Annotated in this window: 23 protein-coding genes and 1 tRNA gene; 15 read left to right on the top strand and 9 right to left on the bottom strand. The window is 66.0% G+C overall.

Annotated features, from left to right (window positions below; all coding sequences use genetic code 11):
• Window positions 1-116: 116 nt before the first annotated feature.
• The 6 genes from pheT (at window position 117) to MG068_RS14495 (ending at window position 3978) form a co-directional block, all read left to right on the top strand.
• Window positions 117-2513, top strand: a complete 2397-nt coding sequence (gene pheT, locus MG068_RS14515; RefSeq protein WP_132810534.1) for a phenylalanine--tRNA ligase subunit beta — start codon at window positions 117-119, stop codon at window positions 2511-2513.
• 27 nt (window positions 2514-2540) lie between these two features.
• Window positions 2541-2840, top strand: coding sequence for an integration host factor subunit alpha (locus tag MG068_RS14510; protein WP_005410432.1), 300 nt, complete (start codon window positions 2541-2543; stop codon window positions 2838-2840).
• Window positions 2821-3177 carry a MerR family transcriptional regulator gene (locus tag MG068_RS14505; RefSeq protein WP_005410431.1) on the top strand — a complete coding sequence of 119 codons (357 nt, stop codon included), beginning with the start codon at window positions 2821-2823 and terminating at the stop codon, window positions 3175-3177. Before MG068_RS14510 ends, MG068_RS14505 begins: the two co-directional genes overlap by 20 nt.
• 68 nt (window positions 3178-3245) lie before the next feature.
• Window positions 3246-3322: transfer RNA gene (locus MG068_RS14500), tRNA-Pro, on the top strand.
• Window positions 3323-3439: 117 nt separating this feature from the next.
• Complete coding sequence (locus tag MG068_RS21165) at window positions 3440-3640, top strand: hypothetical protein (protein WP_206138650.1); 201 nt, start codon at window positions 3440-3442, stop codon at window positions 3638-3640.
• Window positions 3637-3978: a low molecular weight protein tyrosine phosphatase family protein gene (locus tag MG068_RS14495; RefSeq protein WP_204260625.1), complete on the top strand. Its 342-nt coding sequence runs from the start codon at window positions 3637-3639 to the stop codon at window positions 3976-3978. The genes MG068_RS21165 and MG068_RS14495 overlap by 4 nt, the downstream gene beginning before the upstream one ends.
• Here the strand turns inward: MG068_RS14495 and MG068_RS14490 are convergent.
• Window positions 3957-4394: a GNAT family N-acetyltransferase gene (locus MG068_RS14490; RefSeq protein ID WP_132810533.1), complete on the bottom strand. Its 438-nt coding sequence runs from the start codon at window positions 4392-4394 to the stop codon at window positions 3957-3959. The genes MG068_RS14495 and MG068_RS14490 overlap by 22 nt on opposite strands.
• 85 nt (window positions 4395-4479) lie before the next feature.
• A complete protein-coding gene (locus tag MG068_RS14485; protein WP_132810532.1) occupies window positions 4480-4989 on the bottom strand; it encodes a DUF3011 domain-containing protein in 510 nt (169 codons plus the stop codon).
• A gap of 240 nt (window positions 4990-5229) precedes the next feature.
• On the opposite strand from MG068_RS14485, the gene MG068_RS14480 reads away from it, so the two are divergent.
• Entirely contained in the window at window positions 5230-5625 is a 396-nt protein-coding gene (locus MG068_RS14480; RefSeq protein WP_012511691.1) for a hypothetical protein, read from the top strand.
• 24 nt (window positions 5626-5649) lie between these two features.
• Here the strand turns inward: MG068_RS14480 and MG068_RS14475 are convergent, their stop codons facing one another.
• Window positions 5650-6342, bottom strand: a complete 693-nt coding sequence (locus tag MG068_RS14475) for an aspartate/glutamate racemase family protein (protein ID WP_132810531.1) — start codon at window positions 6340-6342, stop codon at window positions 5650-5652.
• A gap of 41 nt (window positions 6343-6383) precedes the next feature.
• Here MG068_RS14475 and MG068_RS14470 point away from each other — a divergent pair, with 41 nt between their 5' ends.
• The 5 genes from MG068_RS14470 to MG068_RS14450 all read left to right on the top strand — a co-directional run bounded on the left by MG068_RS14470 (window position 6384) and on the right by MG068_RS14450 (window position 8744).
• Window positions 6384-6740, top strand: coding sequence for a metalloregulator ArsR/SmtB family transcription factor (locus tag MG068_RS14470; RefSeq protein WP_240792078.1), 357 nt, complete (start codon window positions 6384-6386; stop codon window positions 6738-6740).
• Window positions 6740-7090: an SRPBCC family protein gene (locus tag MG068_RS14465; RefSeq protein WP_049423870.1), complete on the top strand. Its 351-nt coding sequence runs from the start codon at window positions 6740-6742 to the stop codon at window positions 7088-7090. Before MG068_RS14470 ends, MG068_RS14465 begins: the two co-directional genes overlap by 1 nt.
• A gap of 37 nt (window positions 7091-7127) precedes the next feature.
• Window positions 7128-7736, top strand: coding sequence for an ATP-dependent Clp protease proteolytic subunit (locus MG068_RS14460; RefSeq protein ID WP_132810530.1), 609 nt, complete (start codon window positions 7128-7130; stop codon window positions 7734-7736).
• Window positions 7737-7834: 98 nt separating this feature from the next.
• Complete coding sequence (locus MG068_RS14455) at window positions 7835-8476, top strand: LysE family translocator (RefSeq protein WP_132810529.1); 642 nt, start codon at window positions 7835-7837, stop codon at window positions 8474-8476.
• A 94-nt stretch (window positions 8477-8570) separates the two neighbouring features.
• Complete coding sequence (locus MG068_RS14450; RefSeq protein WP_006380555.1) at window positions 8571-8744, top strand: DUF1328 domain-containing protein; 174 nt, start codon at window positions 8571-8573, stop codon at window positions 8742-8744.
• Window positions 8745-8766: 22 nt separating this feature from the next.
• On the opposite strand, the gene MG068_RS14445 is transcribed toward MG068_RS14450, so the two are convergent.
• The 4 genes from MG068_RS14445 to MG068_RS14430 all read right to left on the bottom strand — a co-directional run bounded on the left by MG068_RS14445 (window position 8767) and on the right by MG068_RS14430 (window position 10302).
• Window positions 8767-9099: an SMR family transporter gene (locus MG068_RS14445; protein WP_132810528.1), complete on the bottom strand. Its 333-nt coding sequence runs from the start codon at window positions 9097-9099 to the stop codon at window positions 8767-8769.
• A gap of 13 nt (window positions 9100-9112) precedes the next feature.
• Window positions 9113-9685: a TetR/AcrR family transcriptional regulator gene (locus MG068_RS14440; RefSeq protein ID WP_049401207.1), complete on the bottom strand. Its 573-nt coding sequence runs from the start codon at window positions 9683-9685 to the stop codon at window positions 9113-9115.
• Between the two features lie 86 nt (window positions 9686-9771).
• Window positions 9772-10005, bottom strand: coding sequence for a DUF1653 domain-containing protein (locus tag MG068_RS14435; RefSeq protein WP_032128669.1), 234 nt, complete (start codon window positions 10003-10005; stop codon window positions 9772-9774).
• Window positions 10006-10017: 12 nt separating this feature from the next.
• Window positions 10018-10302 carry a hypothetical protein gene (locus MG068_RS14430; RefSeq protein ID WP_125894318.1) on the bottom strand — a complete coding sequence of 95 codons (285 nt, stop codon included), beginning with the start codon at window positions 10300-10302 and terminating at the stop codon, window positions 10018-10020.
• A 403-nt stretch (window positions 10303-10705) separates the two neighbouring features.
• On the opposite strand from MG068_RS14430, the gene MG068_RS14425 reads away from it, so the two are divergent.
• The 3 genes from MG068_RS14425 to MG068_RS14415 all read left to right on the top strand — a co-directional run bounded on the left by MG068_RS14425 (window position 10706) and on the right by MG068_RS14415 (window position 11979).
• The gene (locus MG068_RS14425) at window positions 10706-10912 is read left to right on the top strand and encodes a hypothetical protein (RefSeq protein ID WP_049423877.1); all 207 of its coding nucleotides are present in this window, start codon (window positions 10706-10708) and stop codon (window positions 10910-10912) included.
• Window positions 10913-11044: 132 nt separating this feature from the next.
• The gene (locus MG068_RS14420) at window positions 11045-11608 is read left to right on the top strand and encodes a DUF3011 domain-containing protein (RefSeq protein ID WP_049401711.1); all 564 of its coding nucleotides are present in this window, start codon (window positions 11045-11047) and stop codon (window positions 11606-11608) included.
• A gap of 167 nt (window positions 11609-11775) precedes the next feature.
• Window positions 11776-11979 (top strand): hypothetical protein, encoded by a 204-nt coding sequence (locus MG068_RS14415; RefSeq protein WP_005417823.1) that lies wholly within the window; start codon window positions 11776-11778, stop codon window positions 11977-11979.
• A 152-nt stretch (window positions 11980-12131) separates the two neighbouring features.
• On the opposite strand, the gene dxs is transcribed toward MG068_RS14415, so the two are convergent.
• Both dxs and MG068_RS14405 read right to left on the bottom strand, forming a co-directional pair.
• Window positions 12132-14039, bottom strand: coding sequence for a 1-deoxy-D-xylulose-5-phosphate synthase (dxs, locus tag MG068_RS14410; RefSeq protein ID WP_049462121.1), 1908 nt, complete (start codon window positions 14037-14039; stop codon window positions 12132-12134).
• Window positions 14040-14144: 105 nt separating this feature from the next.
• Window positions 14145-14810, bottom strand: a complete 666-nt coding sequence (locus tag MG068_RS14405; protein ID WP_019336875.1) for an HNH endonuclease — start codon at window positions 14808-14810, stop codon at window positions 14145-14147.
• Between the last annotated feature and the right edge of the window lie 326 nt (window positions 14811-15136).

The raw sequence follows: 15136 nt of genomic DNA, 5'->3' as shown, positions 1-15136 counted from the left end.
AACCGTGTAGGGCCGAGCCATGCTCGGCTGCTTTTCTGGATGGACGCCTCCTTGCGCATGCGCTGGGCGACCACAAAAACCGCAACGGGAGGCACGCCTCCCACCAGGGTGACACCATGAAATTCTCCGAAAACTGGCTGCGCAGCCACGTCCCGACCGGCGCCTCGCGCGATGAACTGAGCGCGGTGCTGACCGCCATTGGCCTGGAAGTGGAAGAAGTGACCGCGCTGGGCGAAGGCCTCGATCACGTGGTCGTGGCACGCATCGTCGACGCCGTACGCCATCCGGAAGCCGACCGCCTGCAGGTGTGCAAGGTCGATGCCGGGCAGGGCGAGCTGCTGCAGATCGTCTGCGGCGCGCCGAACGCGCGCCCGGGCCTGGTTGCGCCGCTGGCCATGGTCGGCGCGCAGATCGGCGAGCTGAAGATCAAGCCGGCCAAGCTGCGCGGCGTCGAGTCCAACGGCATGCTGTGCTCGGCCAAGGAGCTGGGCCTGGACAACGATGCTTCCGGCCTGCTGGAACTGCCGGACGACGCACCGGTCGGCCAGTCCCTGGTCGAGTATCTGGGGCTGCCGGACGCCAGCATCGAGATCAAGCTGACTCCGAACCGCGCAGACTGCTTCAGCCTGCGCGGCATCGCTTACGACGTCGCCGCCGCCACCCGCAGCGAAGTGCTGGACTTCGCTGCCGACGCCATTGCGGCTGTCGGCAGCCGTGAGCTGAGCATCCAGCTCGACGCCGGCGCCGAAGCGCCGCGTTACCTGGGCCGCGTCATCGAAGGTGTCAACGCCGCTGCCAGGACCCCGCTGTGGATGGCCGAGCGCCTGCGCCGCAGTGGCGTGCGTCCTGTCTCGTTGCTGGTCGACATCACCCAGTACGTGATGCTGGAACTGGGCCAACCGATGCATGCCTACGATCTCGGCACCCTGCAGGGCAGCATCGCGGTGCGCCGTTCGCGCGCTGGCGAGACGCTGAAGCTGCTGGACGGCCGCGATGCCGCGCTGGACGACAGCTTCCTGGTGGTCACCGACGCCGATCGTGCGGTCGGCCTGGCCGGCCTGATGGGGGGCTTCGATACCCGCGTCACCGACGCCACCACTGCCGTGTTCCTGGAGGCTGCGCATTTCGCGCCCGCCGCGATCATGGGCCGTGGCCGCAAGCTGGGCCTGCACACCGATGCCGGCCACCGCTTCGAGCGTGGTGTCGACCCGGCGCTGCCGCGCACCGCGATCGAGTACGCCACCCGCCTGGTGCTGGATCTGGCCGGGGGTACCCCGGCGCCGGTCACCGAGGCGGTGCGTGATGCCGATCTGCCGCAGCCGGCAACCATCGTGCTGCGCCGCGCCCGCATCACTCGCGTGCTCGGCATCACCATCGAAGATGCGGAAGTCGAGCGCATCCTGCGCGCGCTGGGCATGGAGGTGGTTGCCACCGCCGATGGCTGGCAGGTGGCCGCGCCAAGCCGCCGCTTCGACATCGCCATTGAAGAAGACCTGATCGAGGAGCTGGCCCGCATCCACGGGTACGAGCAGATCCCGACCACGCTGCCGGGTGGTGCCTCGCGCGTGGCGATGCCGAGCGAAACCCAGCTGGACGCGCTGAGCGTGCGTCGCCAGCTGATCGCCCGTGACCAGCAGGAAACCGTCAATTTCGCCTTCGTCGACGATGCGCTGCTGACCCAGTGGCAGCTGCGCGACGGCCTGGTGCCGCTGGCCAACCCGCTGTCGGCCGAACTGGCGGTGATGCGCCCGTCGCTGCTGCCGGGCCTGGTCGCCACGTTGGGCCGCAACGCCGCCCGCCAGCTCGGCCGCGTGCGCCTGTTCGAGCTGGGCCGCGTGTTCGCCCAGCAGGCCGGCGACGCGTCGCTCGGCGAAAGCCGGCCGGCGCCGCTGGAGACCCCGCGCGTGGCCGCTGCGGTCTGCGGTGACGCGCAGGCGGTGCAGTGGGGCCTGCCGACCCGCAAGGTCGATTTCCATGACCTGAAGGGCGACCTGGAATCGCTGGCGGCCGCCAGTGGCGCGCGGCTGGAGTTCCGTCCGTCCGCCCGCGCCTACGGCCACCCGGCGCGTTCGGCTGAGGTGCTCCGTGATGGCGTGGCGATCGGCTGGATCGGCCAGGTCCACCCGCGCCTGGCCAAGGCGATGGAGATCGAAGCCGACGTCTATGCCTTCGAGCTGGACCTGGAGCCGCTGACCGCCCGCCGCCTGCCGCGTGCCGGCGAACTGTCGCGCTTCCCGGCGGTGCGCCGCGACCTGGCGTTCCTTGTGCCTGAACAGGTGGCCTGGACCGATCTGGCGGCCACCGTCCGCCAGGCCGCTGGCCCGCTGCTGCGCGACCTGAACCTGTTCGACCGCTATGTCGGCCAGGGCGTCGAGCCGGGATTCAAGAGTCTCGCTATGGGCTTGATTTTGCAGGACAAGTCGCGCACTCTGACGGACCGCGACGTGGATGCGGTGGTGGCCGAGGCGGTCACTGCCATCGAGCGTGAACACCACGCCCGGATCCGCGGCTGAGCGGGCAGCACTCGGGGGTAGCAGGCAATGGCATTGACCAAGGCGGAGATGGCGGAAAAGCTGTTCGACGAAGTCGGTCTGAACAAGCGGGAAGCCAAGGAATTCGTCGACGCGTTTTTCGATGTGCTGCGTGAAGCATTGGAACAGGGACGTCAGGTGAAGCTGTCGGGCTTCGGTAATTTCGATCTGCGGCGCAAGAACCAGCGCCCGGGTCGCAACCCCAAGACCGGCGAGGAAATTCCGATTTCCGCCCGTACGGTGGTCACCTTCCGTCCGGGCCAGAAGCTCAAGGAGAGGGTGGAAGCTTATGCTGGATCCGGGCAGTAACCGCGAACTACCGCCGATCCCGGCCAAGCGCTACTTCACCATCGGTGAGGTCAGCGAGCTGTGCGACGTCAAGCCGCACGTCCTGCGCTACTGGGAAACCGAGTTTCCCAGCCTTGAGCCGGCCAAGCGCCGAGGCAACCGCCGCTATTACCAGCGCCATGACGTGCTGATGGTGCGGCAGATCCGCAGCCTGCTGTACGAACAGGGCTACACCATCGGTGGTGCACGCCTGCGTCTGGACGGTCCCGATGCCCGCGAGGAATCGGCGCTGAGCAACCAGATCATCAAGCAGGTGCGCATGGAGCTGGAAGAAGTGCTGCAGTTGCTGCGTCGCTGATCCCATTTCCATCATAATCCGCTATACTTCACGGCCCGCCGCACTGGCGGGCACATCGCAGCATCAGTCGGGGCGTAGCGCAGCCTGGTAGCGCATCTGCCTGGGGGGCAGAGGGTCGTCGGTTCGAATCCGGCCGTCCCGACCACTGTGATGGATCAAGAAGCCTGCGCAGCGATGCGTGGGCTTTTTTGTGCGTGCGGTGTATGCTGCGCGCCACTCGTACTACCGCGGCTGCTGAACCCGGTACTCACGAGAACACATCATGGAATCTGCAAGAAACCGCGCCTGGCGTCGCAGCCAGGCCCGCAACCGCGGTGGCGACCGCGCCACGACCGCCTACAGCTACAAGCCCGAAAAGAACTGGAAGCTGCTGTATACGCGCGATGCCAAGCTCGCGCGTGCACGCCAGCTGGGCTTCACCTATCCGGTCCTCAGCGTCCGCCAACTGCAGGAACAGGAATGATCAACCTGCTGTTCGTCTGCAGCCGCAACCAGCTGCGCAGCCCGACCGCCGAAGCCATGTGGCGACGGCGGCCCGGCTTCACTGCGCTGTCGGCCGGCACCAGCCCGCATGCACGACGCCCCATCGGTCCGGCGGACATCCGCTGGGCCGATGTCATCTTCGTGATGGAGGCCAAGCACCAGCATCGCCTGCAGGCCGCGTATGCGCGCCTGCTGGAACACAAGCGCCTGCATTGCCTGGACATCCCCGACGACTACCGCTGCATGGATCCGCTGTTGATGGACCTGCTTGACGCCAAGGTAACTTCGTATCTGGATCAGCTGCCGGCAAAGCGGTAGATCAGCTCCGGATCCCCTTCGTCCAGGCCATGCACGATGCCGCTGTCGATGAAACCCGAGGCGGCGAGCAGGCGTTGCATGGCGATGTTGGAGGCATTGGTCGAGGTGAACAGCTTGCGCTGTCCACGCTGTGCGATCGCGTGCCGCAGCAGTGCGGCGCCGACGCCCTGGCTGCGCCGCTCGCGCGCGACCATCAGCATTTCGACGAAGCCTTCGCCGAAGAAGTGCTCATGGAGGGTCATGTAGCCAACGATCTCGCGCTCCTGCTCGGCAACATGCACGTTGCCCCGCGCCAACCACTCGCCAATCTGTTCCGCCTGTCGAGGGTCGCTTGCCGCCACGCTGTCGAGTGCGATCAGCGCAGAGGCATCGGCGGGCGTCGCGTCGCGGACGCGCGGCGCAGTCGCAGCGGGCATGGTCGGGCTCCTGACAGGAGGGCTCAGTCTATCGGCTCTGCCGCAGGCGCAGCCGCACCCGCCGCAGCCAGCGCGTGCTCGGCAGTCAATACACGCGGAACTCGGCCCGGCAGCCGTCGCTGACCCACACGCCGCGGCGGTCCCAGCCCCAGTTCTGGTCCTCGATGCAGGTCGTCACCGACTTCTGCTTGATCAGGCGCACCTCGTGGCGCACACGGATACGGCATTCCTTGTCCTTCTTTTCGTAGGACTCGCAGACCAGGCGCTCGCCATCATCGTCACGGTCCCTGCCGCGGCCCGGCCAGCGTCCGCGCCCATAGCCGTCGGCGACGAACTCGGCGCGGCAGCCGTCGGTCACCCACAACGTGCGGCGGCTCTGGCCCCAGTTCTGGTTCTCCACGCACCGGGTCACCGACAGCTGCCTGGCCAGGCGCATGGGGCCTTCGATCGGGCATTGCGCGGTCTTGTTGAACTGCGATTCGCAGCGCAGCGCCGGAATGTGATCGGTGTCGTAGTCCTGTGCGGCCACGGTGGTGGCGGCCAGCAGCAGGGCAAGGGAGGTGCCGGTGATCGTCAGCAGCAGGCGATGGGACATGTGCAGGCTCGGTGGGGATGGGGCGGCAAGAATGGCCCAGTCCGGGGCTGCCGGAACGCTTCGTTCCGAAGATGGCTCAGTGGCGGTTTAGTAGTACGCGCGGGCCCATGCAGAGGCTTACATCCCGTATCATCGCTGCACATCCGATCGCATCGGTTTACACCCTCTTACATGTCTCCCACGCCGGTCGGCACAGCCTGTGGCTGTTGTCACTGGCATGCGGCCGGCGCGTGGAGGAGGATGCGCGGACCACGACGACCACAGGGGGTTGCGTTGATCAGCAGTACCGTCATTCATCGCTCGGCCGACGCAGGTGGCGCCGAGGTGCGGGTCCTGGACACCACGTTCAAGGGCAAGCATGTGTTCATTGCCTGGGGCCTGCGCGGGCCGGAACTGACCCGCAGCGCGGACCCGGCTGCCACCGTGGCCGCACGCAAGGCGCTGCACGCGGTTGCCGGCCACAGCGAGGGGCCGCGCAGCCCGGAAGTGTTCATCGCCAACCAGTCGGCGGTGGCGATCACGGTCTATCGCCTGCTTACCGAGGCGCGCTCCGGCGATGCCATCTTTTTCCTGTGCGATTCACAGGCGGTGGTCGAGTGGCTCATCACCGCGCTGGAAGTGCAGGGCGCGGACTGATTCCGCGCTCCGGCGCGCATCGATTCACGCCAGCGCCGCGTCCACCGCAGCCCGTGCGTGCAGTGCAGTGGTATCGAACAGCGGCACTGCGCTGTCTTCCGGTCGTACCAGCAGCATGATCTCGGTACAGCCCAGGATGATGGCTTCGGCACCGCGCGCCACCAGTCTCGCGATCACGCCGGCGTAGACCTGTCGTGAGTGCTCGCTGACCACACCGGCGATCAGTTCCTGGTAGATGATGTCGTGCACGCTGCGACGATCATCGGCTTCGGGAACCAGCACCTCCAATCCGAAGCGATCCTGCAGCCGGCCGCGGTAGAAGTCCTGTTCCATGGTGAAGGCGGTGCCGAGCAGGCCCACCTTGCGTGCGCCTGCCTGCACGATGGCCTGGGCGGTGGGGTCGGCGATATGCAGCAGCGGCAGTGGGCAGACCGCCTCGATGCGGTCGGCCAGCTTGTGCATGGTGTTGGTGCAGATCAACAGCAGATCGGCGCCACCGGCCTGCAGGCGCCGTGCAGTGTCGGCCATGTGGTCGCCCAGCGCATTCCAGTCGCCGTCATGCTGCAGCTGCTTGATGCCGGCGAAATCCACCGACCACAGCAGCAGCTGCGCCGAATGTGCGCCACCGAGGCGCTGCCGCACGTCCTCGTTGATGAGCCGGTAATACTGCGCCGAGCTTTCCCAGCTCATGCCGCCGATCAGGCCAAGGGTCTTCATGCACAGCTCCATGCCGGGGAGCCGTCATTGCAGCACAGCCGATGCGGGAGTTGCACTACACATTAGTGATTGCTAATGTGTCGGTCATGATCGAGAACGCCCTCTTCAAAGCACTGGCCGACCCCACCCGCCGCCACATCTTCGAAAAGCTGGCCGGGGGCGGGCAGCATGCCAGCGCGCTGCGCGAGGGCATGGCGATCAGCCAGTCTGCGATGTCCCAGCACCTGGCGGTGCTGCGCGATGCCGGGCTGGTGAGCGAACAGCGCCAAGGCCGTTTCGTCCACTACGAGGTCGATCCGCGCGGGCTGGCGCACATCGGCAACTGGCTGCAGCGCTACCGGGCCTACTGGCCCGCGCGGATGGATGCCTTGCAGGATCTGCTGAAGGAGATGGACTGATGGACGATGTTCTGAACGAAGCGGCTCCCGCGTTGGTGATGGAGCAGTGGCTGCCAGCGCCACCGGAACGGGTCTGGCGCGCACTGTTCGATCCGGCGCTGCGTGAGCGCTGGTTGCCTGCGGCCGATCTTGCCGATCCGCAGCCTTGCCTGTGCGAGGAGGGGCGGGAACTGGGGTTCCACCTGCGCGATGCGCAGCCCCCGCATCTGCACAGCCTGGTGTGTTTCCGGCTGCGCGCGGATGACGGCGGGGGGACGGTGCTGACCATCGTGCATCGGCTCACCGACCTGCGCGCGCTGCTGCCGTTGGCCGCCAACGACGATCATCGCACCATGATGCGCGCGGCCTGAGCCGGCGCCTGGATCAAACGCTACAGGGAGCAGGCACATGCGGGACAGAATGCAGCTGATACCAATGGTGGTGGAACGCAGCGAGCGCGGTGAGCGCTCCCATGACATCTACTCGCGGCTCCTGCGCGAGCGCATCATCTTTCTCAACGGTGAAGTCGATGACACTGTGTCGGCGCTGGTCTGCGCGCAGCTGCTGTTCCTGGAATCGGAAAACCCGGAGAAGCCGATCCATCTGTACATCAACTCGCCGGGTGGAGTGATCTCCAGCGGCCTGGCGATGTACGACACCATGCAATACATCTCGGCCCCGGTGCATACGCTGTGCATGGGCACCGCGCGGTCGATGGGTTCGTTCCTGCTGATGGCCGGCGAGCCCGGTCACCGTGCGGCGTTGGCCAATGCCAGCCTGCATGTGCATCAGCCGCTGGGCGGGGTGCAGGGCCAGGCGTCGGACATCTTCATCCATGCCGAGGAAATGCAGCGCACCAAGCAGCGCATCACCCGGCTGTATGCGCAGCATTGCGGACGCAGTGTCGAGGAGGTCGAGCAGACCCTGGACCGCGATCGTTTCATGAGTGCCGAGCAGGCATGCGAATGGGGCTTGATCGATCAGATACTGGTACGGCGCGACGCGCTCGCGGCCTGAGCCTGCCTCTGTAACCACCGCATCCATGCTGCGCTGTGTGTGCCGCGCCAGGCCGGCGCACTCTATGCTGGTGGGATCTTCTGAAGTGGATGTCCGATATGGCCCTGCATACCTGGTGGTGGTTCCTCGCCACGGTGTTCGTTCTGTGTGGTACGCCGGGGCCGAACATGCTGCATATCCTCGGTCGCAGCGTCGGGCTCGGCTTTCGCGGTAGCGTGCCGGCGATGGCTGGCTGCCTGCTGGCGATGCTGCTGGTGCTGGCGGCCTCCGCAGCAGGCCTGAGTGCGTTGCTGCATTCCTCGCCGATGCTGTTTGAGGTGCTGCGCTATCTGGGCGTGGCCTATCTGGCCTGGCTGGGCCTGAAGGCATGGCGTGACAGTTGCCGGCCGGCACCACCGGTGACGGTCGATGCCGCGCTGCCGGTTGCGGCGTCGCTGGGCGCGTGGAAGGTGTTCCGTGGTGGCCTTCTGGTGGGCCTGAGCAATCCCAAGCTGCTGCTGTTCGCTGCGGCGTTCCTGCCGCAGTTCGTCGACCCGTCGCGTGGCCAGACGCTGCAGTACAGTGTGCTGGTTGCCACCTTCGCCGGCTGCGAACTGTTCTGGTACGTGATGTATGCCGCCGGTGGCCATGGCCTGCGCCGATGGTTGGCCAAACCCTTCGCGCGGCGCTGGTTCGAGCGGCTGGTGGGCAGCGTTTTCCTGGCCTTTGCAGTGGCCCTGCTGCGTTTCCGCCCGCGCTGATTCACGCCGCGCACGCGGCCTGTTCACGACTGCCGCATCGGCTACGGCCTAGCCTGATCATCCAGTACGCAGTCCCCACGGGGAAAGGTTTGACATGATCAAGTGGGCCATCATCTTCGCCATCATCGGCGTCATTGCGGGCGTGCTCGGCTTCGGCGGCATTGCCGGCGCCGCGGTCGGCATCGCCAAGTTCCTGTTCTGGGCCGGCATCATCATCGCCGTGGTGCTGTTCCTGCTCGGCATGACCGTAGCGAAGAAGGTCAGCTAGCGTTGATCGCGCAGCAGCGTACTCAGTGTGCGCTGCTGCGCGAGAACAGATTGATCACCAGTACGCCAGCACAGATCAGGCCGATGCCGATCAACGCCGGTGCATCCAGGCGCTGCTTGAACACCACCAGCCCGATCAGCGAGATCAGCACGATGCCGACGCCGGACCAGATCGCGTAGGCGATGCCGGTCGGGATCGACTTCATGGTCATCGACAGCAGGTAGAAGCACAGTCCATAGCCGACCAGCGCGCCCAGTGTCGGCGCCAGCCGGCTCATGCCTTCGGATGCCTTCAGCAGCGACGTGGCAATTACTTCCAGCACGATGGCAGCGGCAAGGTAGAGGTAGGGATTCATTGAGCGCTCCTGCTCACTGCGGGTCGCATAGTTTCAGGGCCTGTTCGGCCATCGCCAATGCGTTGGCGCGTTCTTCCTCGTCCAGTGGTCGCCCATAGGCCGTGGCCCAGTAGCCATCGGCAGCGCAGCGCGCCGCATACAGTCGGGGATCGTTGGCTTCGCCGGCGAACTCGGCCAGCATCGCACGCTTCCAGGTACGCCAATGCGCGAGCAGGGCTGGTTCCATCAGGTTGCCCAGGGTCAGGCCGATGTCGTTGTCCTGTTCCTGCTGCAGCAGATGCTCGAAATTGGCCTGCACATAGGCGCGGCTGAAACGACCATGCCCTTCGGGGTTTTCCTGCAGCAGGGCACGTACCCGCGCTTCGAATTCGCCGATGAGCGCTCCGATGGCTTCATCCACCAGTGCCTGCTTGCTGCTGAAATGATGGAACAGCGCACCCTTGCTGACACCGGCGGCCTGTGCGACGTCCTGCACGGTCAGCGCGGCCAGGCCATTACGGCCGATCACTTCAATGGTGGCCTGCAGCAGTGACTGGCGCACGCTGTCGGGCGCCTTGCGGCGCGAGCGGGAGGGGGATGCGGACATGGCGGGAAGAAACCGACTGGACGGTACGATTGTAACGCAGGCCCGTGGCGTCACCGCGCTGCCGGCCAGGGCCGGCAGCGGAACCGTCATGCGTCGATGCGGGCGAAACGCGGCTGCGGTCCGTGTTCGCCCGGTACCTGTTCGACGAACATGGCATACGGGCGCACCCACAGGCCGCCTTCGCCATAGAGCGCGCGATACAGCACCAGTGGCTCCAGCGTCTCGCTGCTGCGGACGATATCGAGCACGTCGTACTCGCCGCCCTTGAAGTGGCGGTAGCGACCCGGGGCCAGAGTAGGTAGCGGGCTCAGCTCAGCCATGGGGTGTGCGCCTCACTTGCGTGCCGGGCTGGCCGGCTTCGCGCAGTAGGCATCGATGGCCTCGGCGGTATTGGCCAGGCCCTGTGCCTGTGCCAGTTCCCACGGGCGTTCGCAACGCTGGCTGTGCTCGCACCACTGGTAGCCGGCCGAACCAATGCATCCGTGGGCATCGCGATCGCCGCCCACCTTCGGTATCGCAGACGAGGTGGTCGCCGCATCGGCACGTGCGGCGGCGTCGTGCTGGTTGGCGCACGCGGTCAGCACCAGCAGGGCTGGAATCAGAAGAAGCGCTTTCATCGGGCGGGCTCCGTGCCTAAAGCGACAGTGTCTGTCGCAAATAGCCCTCCAGCAAGCGCTCAGTGCATGGCGGCGCGGATCAGCTCTTCAATCAGCACCAGATAGCTGGCCACGAAATAGAACTTCAGCAGCGTCCAGCGCTGCTGCGAGAAGAAGGTGCGCATGTGGAAGGGGCCCTGTTGGTGACGGTAGTGTGAAGCTCCGTCAACTCCGTGACAAGGGTCACGGAACGCCTTCACTAAACAGCCTCAGGGATGTGAGGGTTGGGAAGCGCCCGACCGAATCCTGAGGCATTTTCGTACAAATCTGATGGGCCATCTCCGACGCGATCGATAGCCTGAGGGTGTACTGGCACGTGGCCCTGCCGCCTGTCACCGCCTCTTTCCTTCCGCAGGAGCTTCTCATGGTCTTTACTGTCCAATGCACTGCCCGGCACTGGTCCGTGTTGCATCCGAAGGCGGGTGACGCCACCCGTTACGCCCGCGGTGCCGATGCCTTCGACGCGGCCGCTGCGCTGGCCCTCGAGCACCATCGTCGCACCGGCCAGCGCAGCACGGTCCGGGTCGAGGCGCTCGGCAGCACCGTGGATGCGCTCCATATCGGGGAGTGACGCCACCGGCCGAGGCGCAGTCAGCCACGGTTGAGTTGTTTGAATGGGGAAAAAACCGCCGTGGGGCGCCCCCCTGTGCGCCGCGCCACGAATCCCGGATGCTTGCGCCATCGTATTCATCCGGAGATTCCGATGGGCAAGGCACTCACCTGGCGCACCCTGGCCTGCACGCTGCTGCCGATGCTGGCGGCCGCAGGCGGCGCGCAGGCGCAGAGCTATGGCTACGGTTATGACGACGATCGCTATGGCGGTCGTGATGGCGGTGGCATCGTCCGCTGCGAATCGATCAAGAACCGCAGCAATGAATGTCGTCTGGAAGGTCGTGCCCGGATGATCCGCCAGTTGTCCGGTTCGCCGTGCGTGGAAGGCGAGACCTGGGGGCAATCGCGCTACGGTGTGTGGGTCACCCAGGGCTGCCGTGCCGAGTTCGTTGGCGAGTACCGCCGTGGCGGTGGCTGGGGTGGTGGCCATGGCAACGGCTGGGGCAACGGTGGCAATGGCTGGGGCGGGGGGGAGGTGATCACCTGCCATTCCAACGGCCACCGCCAGGAGTACTGTGATGCCCGCATCCGTCGTGGTGTGCGCCTGGTGCGTCAGGATTCACGCAGCGCCTGCATCGAGGGCCAGACCTGGGGCTGGAACCGTCGTGGCATCTGGGTCAGCGACGGCTGCCGGGCGCAGTTCCAGGTGAATTGAGCTCGCCCATCGAAAATCAGAATAATCTGATACAGCTCACATTTTGAACGTCGTATCTTCTGTGATCAGGGCACCCCTGCGTGCCCCTGATCCGTCGCGATGAAGTCTGCCGTAACCGGCACGCCCGTCCCGCCACCGTCGATACGCTGCCTCAAGGAGTGAGCTGCATGTTGATCCGCCTGCAATGCGAGCAACGCCAATGGCGCGTGCTGCACCCGGACCGGCCGGAACCGATCGAGTTCCGTGATGGTGCCCGGGCCTACGATTTCGCTGAAACCCTTGCACGCCTCCACTTCGTCGACACCGGGCAGCGCGCTGCGGTGCGGGTGGAGGCCAGCGGTGCGTTCGTGGAAGCGGTCAGCTACGGCTGAGGGTTGGGGTTTCCGGCCAGATCATCGTTCCGGAGCCCGCCATCCACGCACGGCGTGGATCTACTTTGCATCTATCTCCACGCATGGCGTGGATCGACCCCTGTTCCGCAGTAGATCCACGCCATGCGTGGATCTACTGGTGGTGACCGGCCTCAGCCTGCTGCGCTGAGCGGCGGGGTCCCGGCAGCCAGCTGCGGCCAGCGCTTGAGCACCGCCGCGCGGATGCCCGCCGCATCGATACCGGCTTCGGCCAGCAGGTCCTCACGGCTTGCGTGGTGCTGGTAACTGTCGGGCAGGCCCAGGTGCAGGATCGGGCGCAGTACGCCTTCGGCGTTGAGCAGTTCGCCGACGCCGGAGCCGGCGCCGCCGGCCACCACGTTGTCTTCGATCGTGACTAGGCCCTCGTGCTGGGCGGCCACGGCCAGCACCAGCTCGCGGTCCAGCGGCTTGATGAAGCGCATGTTGACCACGCTCAGACCCAGTTCGCGGCCGACCTGCTCAGCGGCGGCCACGGTGCTGCCGAAGGCGAGCAGCGCGACGCGGCTGCCCTGCAGGCGCAGCTCGCCCTTGCCGATCGGCAGGGTCGACAGGTCGGTACCGGCGGCAACGCCGGTGCCGGTGCCGCGCGGATAGCGCACGGCAGCCGGGCCCGGATGCTGCAGGCCAGTGCTGAGCATCTGCCGGCACTCGGCTTCATTGGACGGAGCCATCACCACCAGGTTCGGCACGCAGCGCAGGAAGCTCAGGTCGAGGTTGCCGGCATGGGTGGCGCCGTCCGGACCGACCACGCCGGCGCGGTCGATCGCGAACAGCACGTCCAGGTCCTGGATGGCCACGTCATGCACCAGCTGGTCGTACGCGCGCTGCAGGAAGGTCGAGTAGATCGCCACCACGGGCTTGCCACCCTGGGTGGCCATACCGGCGGCGAGGGTGACCGCGTGCTGTTCGGCAATTGCCACGTCGAAATAGCGCTGCGGGTATTCCTTGCTGAAACGCACCAGGCCGGAGCCTTCGCGCATCGCCGGGGTGATGCCGTACAGGCGTGGCTCGGCAGCGGCGGCATCGCACAGCCAGTCGCTGAACACATCGGTGTAGGTCGGCTTCTTGGCACCGGCCTTGGCCACCAGTCCCTTGTCCGGATCGAACGGGCCGACGGCGTGGTAACCGATCTGGTCGCCTTCGGCCGGCTCGTAGCCCTTGCCCTTGGTGGTCATCACGTGCAGCAGCTTCGGGCCCTTGGAGGCGCGCAGCGTCTTCAGCGTGGACAGCAGGGCGGGCATGTCGTGGCCGTCGATCGGGCCGGTGTAGTGGAAGCCCATTTCCTCGAACATCGTGGACGGCACGAACATGCCCTTCCAGTGTTCTTCCCAGCGCTTCACGAAGCGCGCCGGATTGTTCTTCTTGTCGCCGAGGATCTTCTTGCCGCCTTCGCGCAGCGCATTGAGCGTGCGGCTGCCGGTGGCACGGCCGAGCATCTTGGTCAGGCCGCCGACCGCCTCGGAGATCGACATGTTGTTGTCGTTGAGGATCACCAGCAGGTTCGGCTCGGGCTCCATGCCACCGGCGTGCATCAGCGCTTCGAACGCCATGCCGGCGGTCATTGCGCCATCACCGATCACTGCAACGACCTGGCGGTTGTCGCCTTCGGACTGGCGGGCGATGGCCATGCCGAGTGCGGCCGAGATCGAGGTCGAGGAGTGGCCGACGCCGAAGGTGTCGTACTCGCTCTCTTCGCGCTTCGGGAACGGCGCGACGCCGTCCTTCTGCTTGACGGTGTGGATCTCGTCGCGGCGACCGGTCAGGATCTTGTGCGGGTAGGTCTGGTGACCGACGTCCCAGACCAGCTGGTCCTGCGGAGTCTGGTACAGGTAGTGCAGGGCCACGGTGAGTTCGATCACGCCCAGGCCGGCGGCGAAGTGGCCGCCGCTCTTGCCCACCGACTCGATGAGGTAGGCGCGCAGTTCGTCGGCGACCGCCCTCAATTCGGATTCGTCGAACGTGCGCAGGTCATCCGGTGTCTGGATGCGCGCGAGGCGGGGATAGCGGGCAGAGTCGATCATCATGTTCGCACTTGTTCTGAACGCCCATTTTCGCCCTCAAACGGGGGTGGGGCAAGCAAACGCCGCCGCCCGTGACAGGACGGTGAGGGTTGCATTTTCAGCGATTCAGGTGCTCAGTTTTGACCGCTTGGGCAATTGCGCCTTCAGGAAGGCCATCTGGTCGGCCAGGATGTTGCGGTTGGACAGGATCAGGTGCTCGATCCAGCTGGGCCGGTAAGGCACCGCCAGCAACGGCATTCCGGCCTGCTGCGGGGTGCGGTCGCTCTTGCGCGAGTTGCAGTGGAAGCAGGCGGTGACCACGTTTTCCCAGCAGTCCAGGCCACCCTTGGACAGCGGCATGACGTGGTCGCGGGTGAGCGTGGGGCGGTTGAACTGCTGGCCGCAGTACATGCACAGGTGCGCGTCGCGGGCGAACAGGGCCGGGTTGGTCAGGTTTGGCGTGGGGTCGATCGCGCGGGAGCGGGCGTGGCCGCGGGCGGCGATGATCGGGTGCAGGTCCATGCCGCTCTGCAGTCCGCTGAAGCGGTTGGTACCGCCGTGGATGTGCAGGCAGGGATCGCCGAGTGTCCAGGCGACGGCTTCGCGGGCGTAGAGGCACGCCGCATCCTGCCAGGTGATCCAGTCCAGTACGCGTCCGTGGGCATCAAGCGAGAGCAGCCGGACCGAACCGGGGCGATGCAGCGTCGTGGCGTTGGGCGATGCTTCGGCGCCCGGAGCAGAAAACGGAGCTCCGGCTTCGATCAGACCCAAGCGTGTAGTGTCTGTCTCCATCGGGAGAACAGCTTATACCTGAATGTTGACGATTTGTGTATCGCCTGTCGGCGATACGCAAATCGTCAACATTCAGGTCCACGCATTCCTCCTATCCCCCCGCACCTGTCGGCGCGCCCCCTTTAGCAACCCCAGCCCGCCGTTGGCGCGCTGGGTTGCCCGCGCATTCCTCCTATCCCCCCGCACCTGTCGGCGCGCCCCCTTTAACAAAAGGGGGCTTTTCTCCAGATGGATTTCGGTGGTTTCCATCCACGCATGGCGTGGATCTACGGTGTCGACCAAGGGCGACACCTACCAGCAGCAGAAATCTGTCGAGGGCGGGGTGG

Source organism: Stenotrophomonas sp. ASS1, from assembly GCF_004346925.1.
Lineage (GTDB): Bacteria > Pseudomonadota > Gammaproteobacteria > Xanthomonadales > Xanthomonadaceae > Stenotrophomonas > Stenotrophomonas maltophilia_A.
This window is presented reverse-complemented; position numbering and strand designations above follow the sequence as displayed.

Bases quoted from the DNA above. Each gene is read 5' to 3' on its own strand.
- pheT (WP_132810534.1), top strand. From the start codon at position 117: ATGAAATTCTCCGAAAACTGGCTGCGCAGCCACGTCCCGACCGGCGCC.
- MG068_RS14510 (WP_005410432.1), top strand. From the start codon at position 2,541: ATGGCATTGACCAAGGCGGAGATGGCGGAAAAGCTGTTCGACGAAGTC.
- MG068_RS14505 (WP_005410431.1), top strand. From the start codon at position 2,821: ATGCTGGATCCGGGCAGTAACCGCGAACTACCGCCGATCCCGGCCAAG.
- MG068_RS21165 (WP_206138650.1), top strand. From the start codon at position 3,440: ATGGAATCTGCAAGAAACCGCGCCTGGCGTCGCAGCCAGGCCCGCAAC.
- MG068_RS14495 (WP_204260625.1), top strand. From the start codon at position 3,637: ATGATCAACCTGCTGTTCGTCTGCAGCCGCAACCAGCTGCGCAGCCCG.
- MG068_RS14490 (WP_132810533.1), bottom strand. From the start codon at position 4,394: ATGCCCGCTGCGACTGCGCCGCGCGTCCGCGACGCGACGCCCGCCGAT.
- MG068_RS14485 (WP_132810532.1), bottom strand. From the start codon at position 4,989: ATGTCCCATCGCCTGCTGCTGACGATCACCGGCACCTCCCTTGCCCTG.
- MG068_RS14480 (WP_012511691.1), top strand. From the start codon at position 5,230: ATGCGCGGACCACGACGACCACAGGGGGTTGCGTTGATCAGCAGTACC.
- MG068_RS14475 (WP_132810531.1), bottom strand. From the start codon at position 6,342: ATGAAGACCCTTGGCCTGATCGGCGGCATGAGCTGGGAAAGCTCGGCG.
- MG068_RS14470 (WP_240792078.1), top strand. From the start codon at position 6,384: ATGCGGGAGTTGCACTACACATTAGTGATTGCTAATGTGTCGGTCATG.
- MG068_RS14465 (WP_049423870.1), top strand. From the start codon at position 6,740: ATGGACGATGTTCTGAACGAAGCGGCTCCCGCGTTGGTGATGGAGCAG.
- MG068_RS14460 (WP_132810530.1), top strand. From the start codon at position 7,128: ATGCGGGACAGAATGCAGCTGATACCAATGGTGGTGGAACGCAGCGAG.
- MG068_RS14455 (WP_132810529.1), top strand. From the start codon at position 7,835: ATGGCCCTGCATACCTGGTGGTGGTTCCTCGCCACGGTGTTCGTTCTG.
- MG068_RS14450 (WP_006380555.1), top strand. From the start codon at position 8,571: ATGATCAAGTGGGCCATCATCTTCGCCATCATCGGCGTCATTGCGGGC.
- MG068_RS14445 (WP_132810528.1), bottom strand. From the start codon at position 9,099: ATGAATCCCTACCTCTACCTTGCCGCTGCCATCGTGCTGGAAGTAATT.
- MG068_RS14440 (WP_049401207.1), bottom strand. From the start codon at position 9,685: ATGTCCGCATCCCCCTCCCGCTCGCGCCGCAAGGCGCCCGACAGCGTG.
- MG068_RS14435 (WP_032128669.1), bottom strand. From the start codon at position 10,005: ATGGCTGAGCTGAGCCCGCTACCTACTCTGGCCCCGGGTCGCTACCGC.
- MG068_RS14430 (WP_125894318.1), bottom strand. From the start codon at position 10,302: ATGAAAGCGCTTCTTCTGATTCCAGCCCTGCTGGTGCTGACCGCGTGC.
- MG068_RS14425 (WP_049423877.1), top strand. From the start codon at position 10,706: ATGGTCTTTACTGTCCAATGCACTGCCCGGCACTGGTCCGTGTTGCAT.
- MG068_RS14420 (WP_049401711.1), top strand. From the start codon at position 11,045: ATGGGCAAGGCACTCACCTGGCGCACCCTGGCCTGCACGCTGCTGCCG.
- MG068_RS14415 (WP_005417823.1), top strand. From the start codon at position 11,776: ATGTTGATCCGCCTGCAATGCGAGCAACGCCAATGGCGCGTGCTGCAC.
- dxs (WP_049462121.1), bottom strand. From the start codon at position 14,039: ATGATCGACTCTGCCCGCTATCCCCGCCTCGCGCGCATCCAGACACCG.
- MG068_RS14405 (WP_019336875.1), bottom strand. From the start codon at position 14,810: ATGGAGACAGACACTACACGCTTGGGTCTGATCGAAGCCGGAGCTCCG.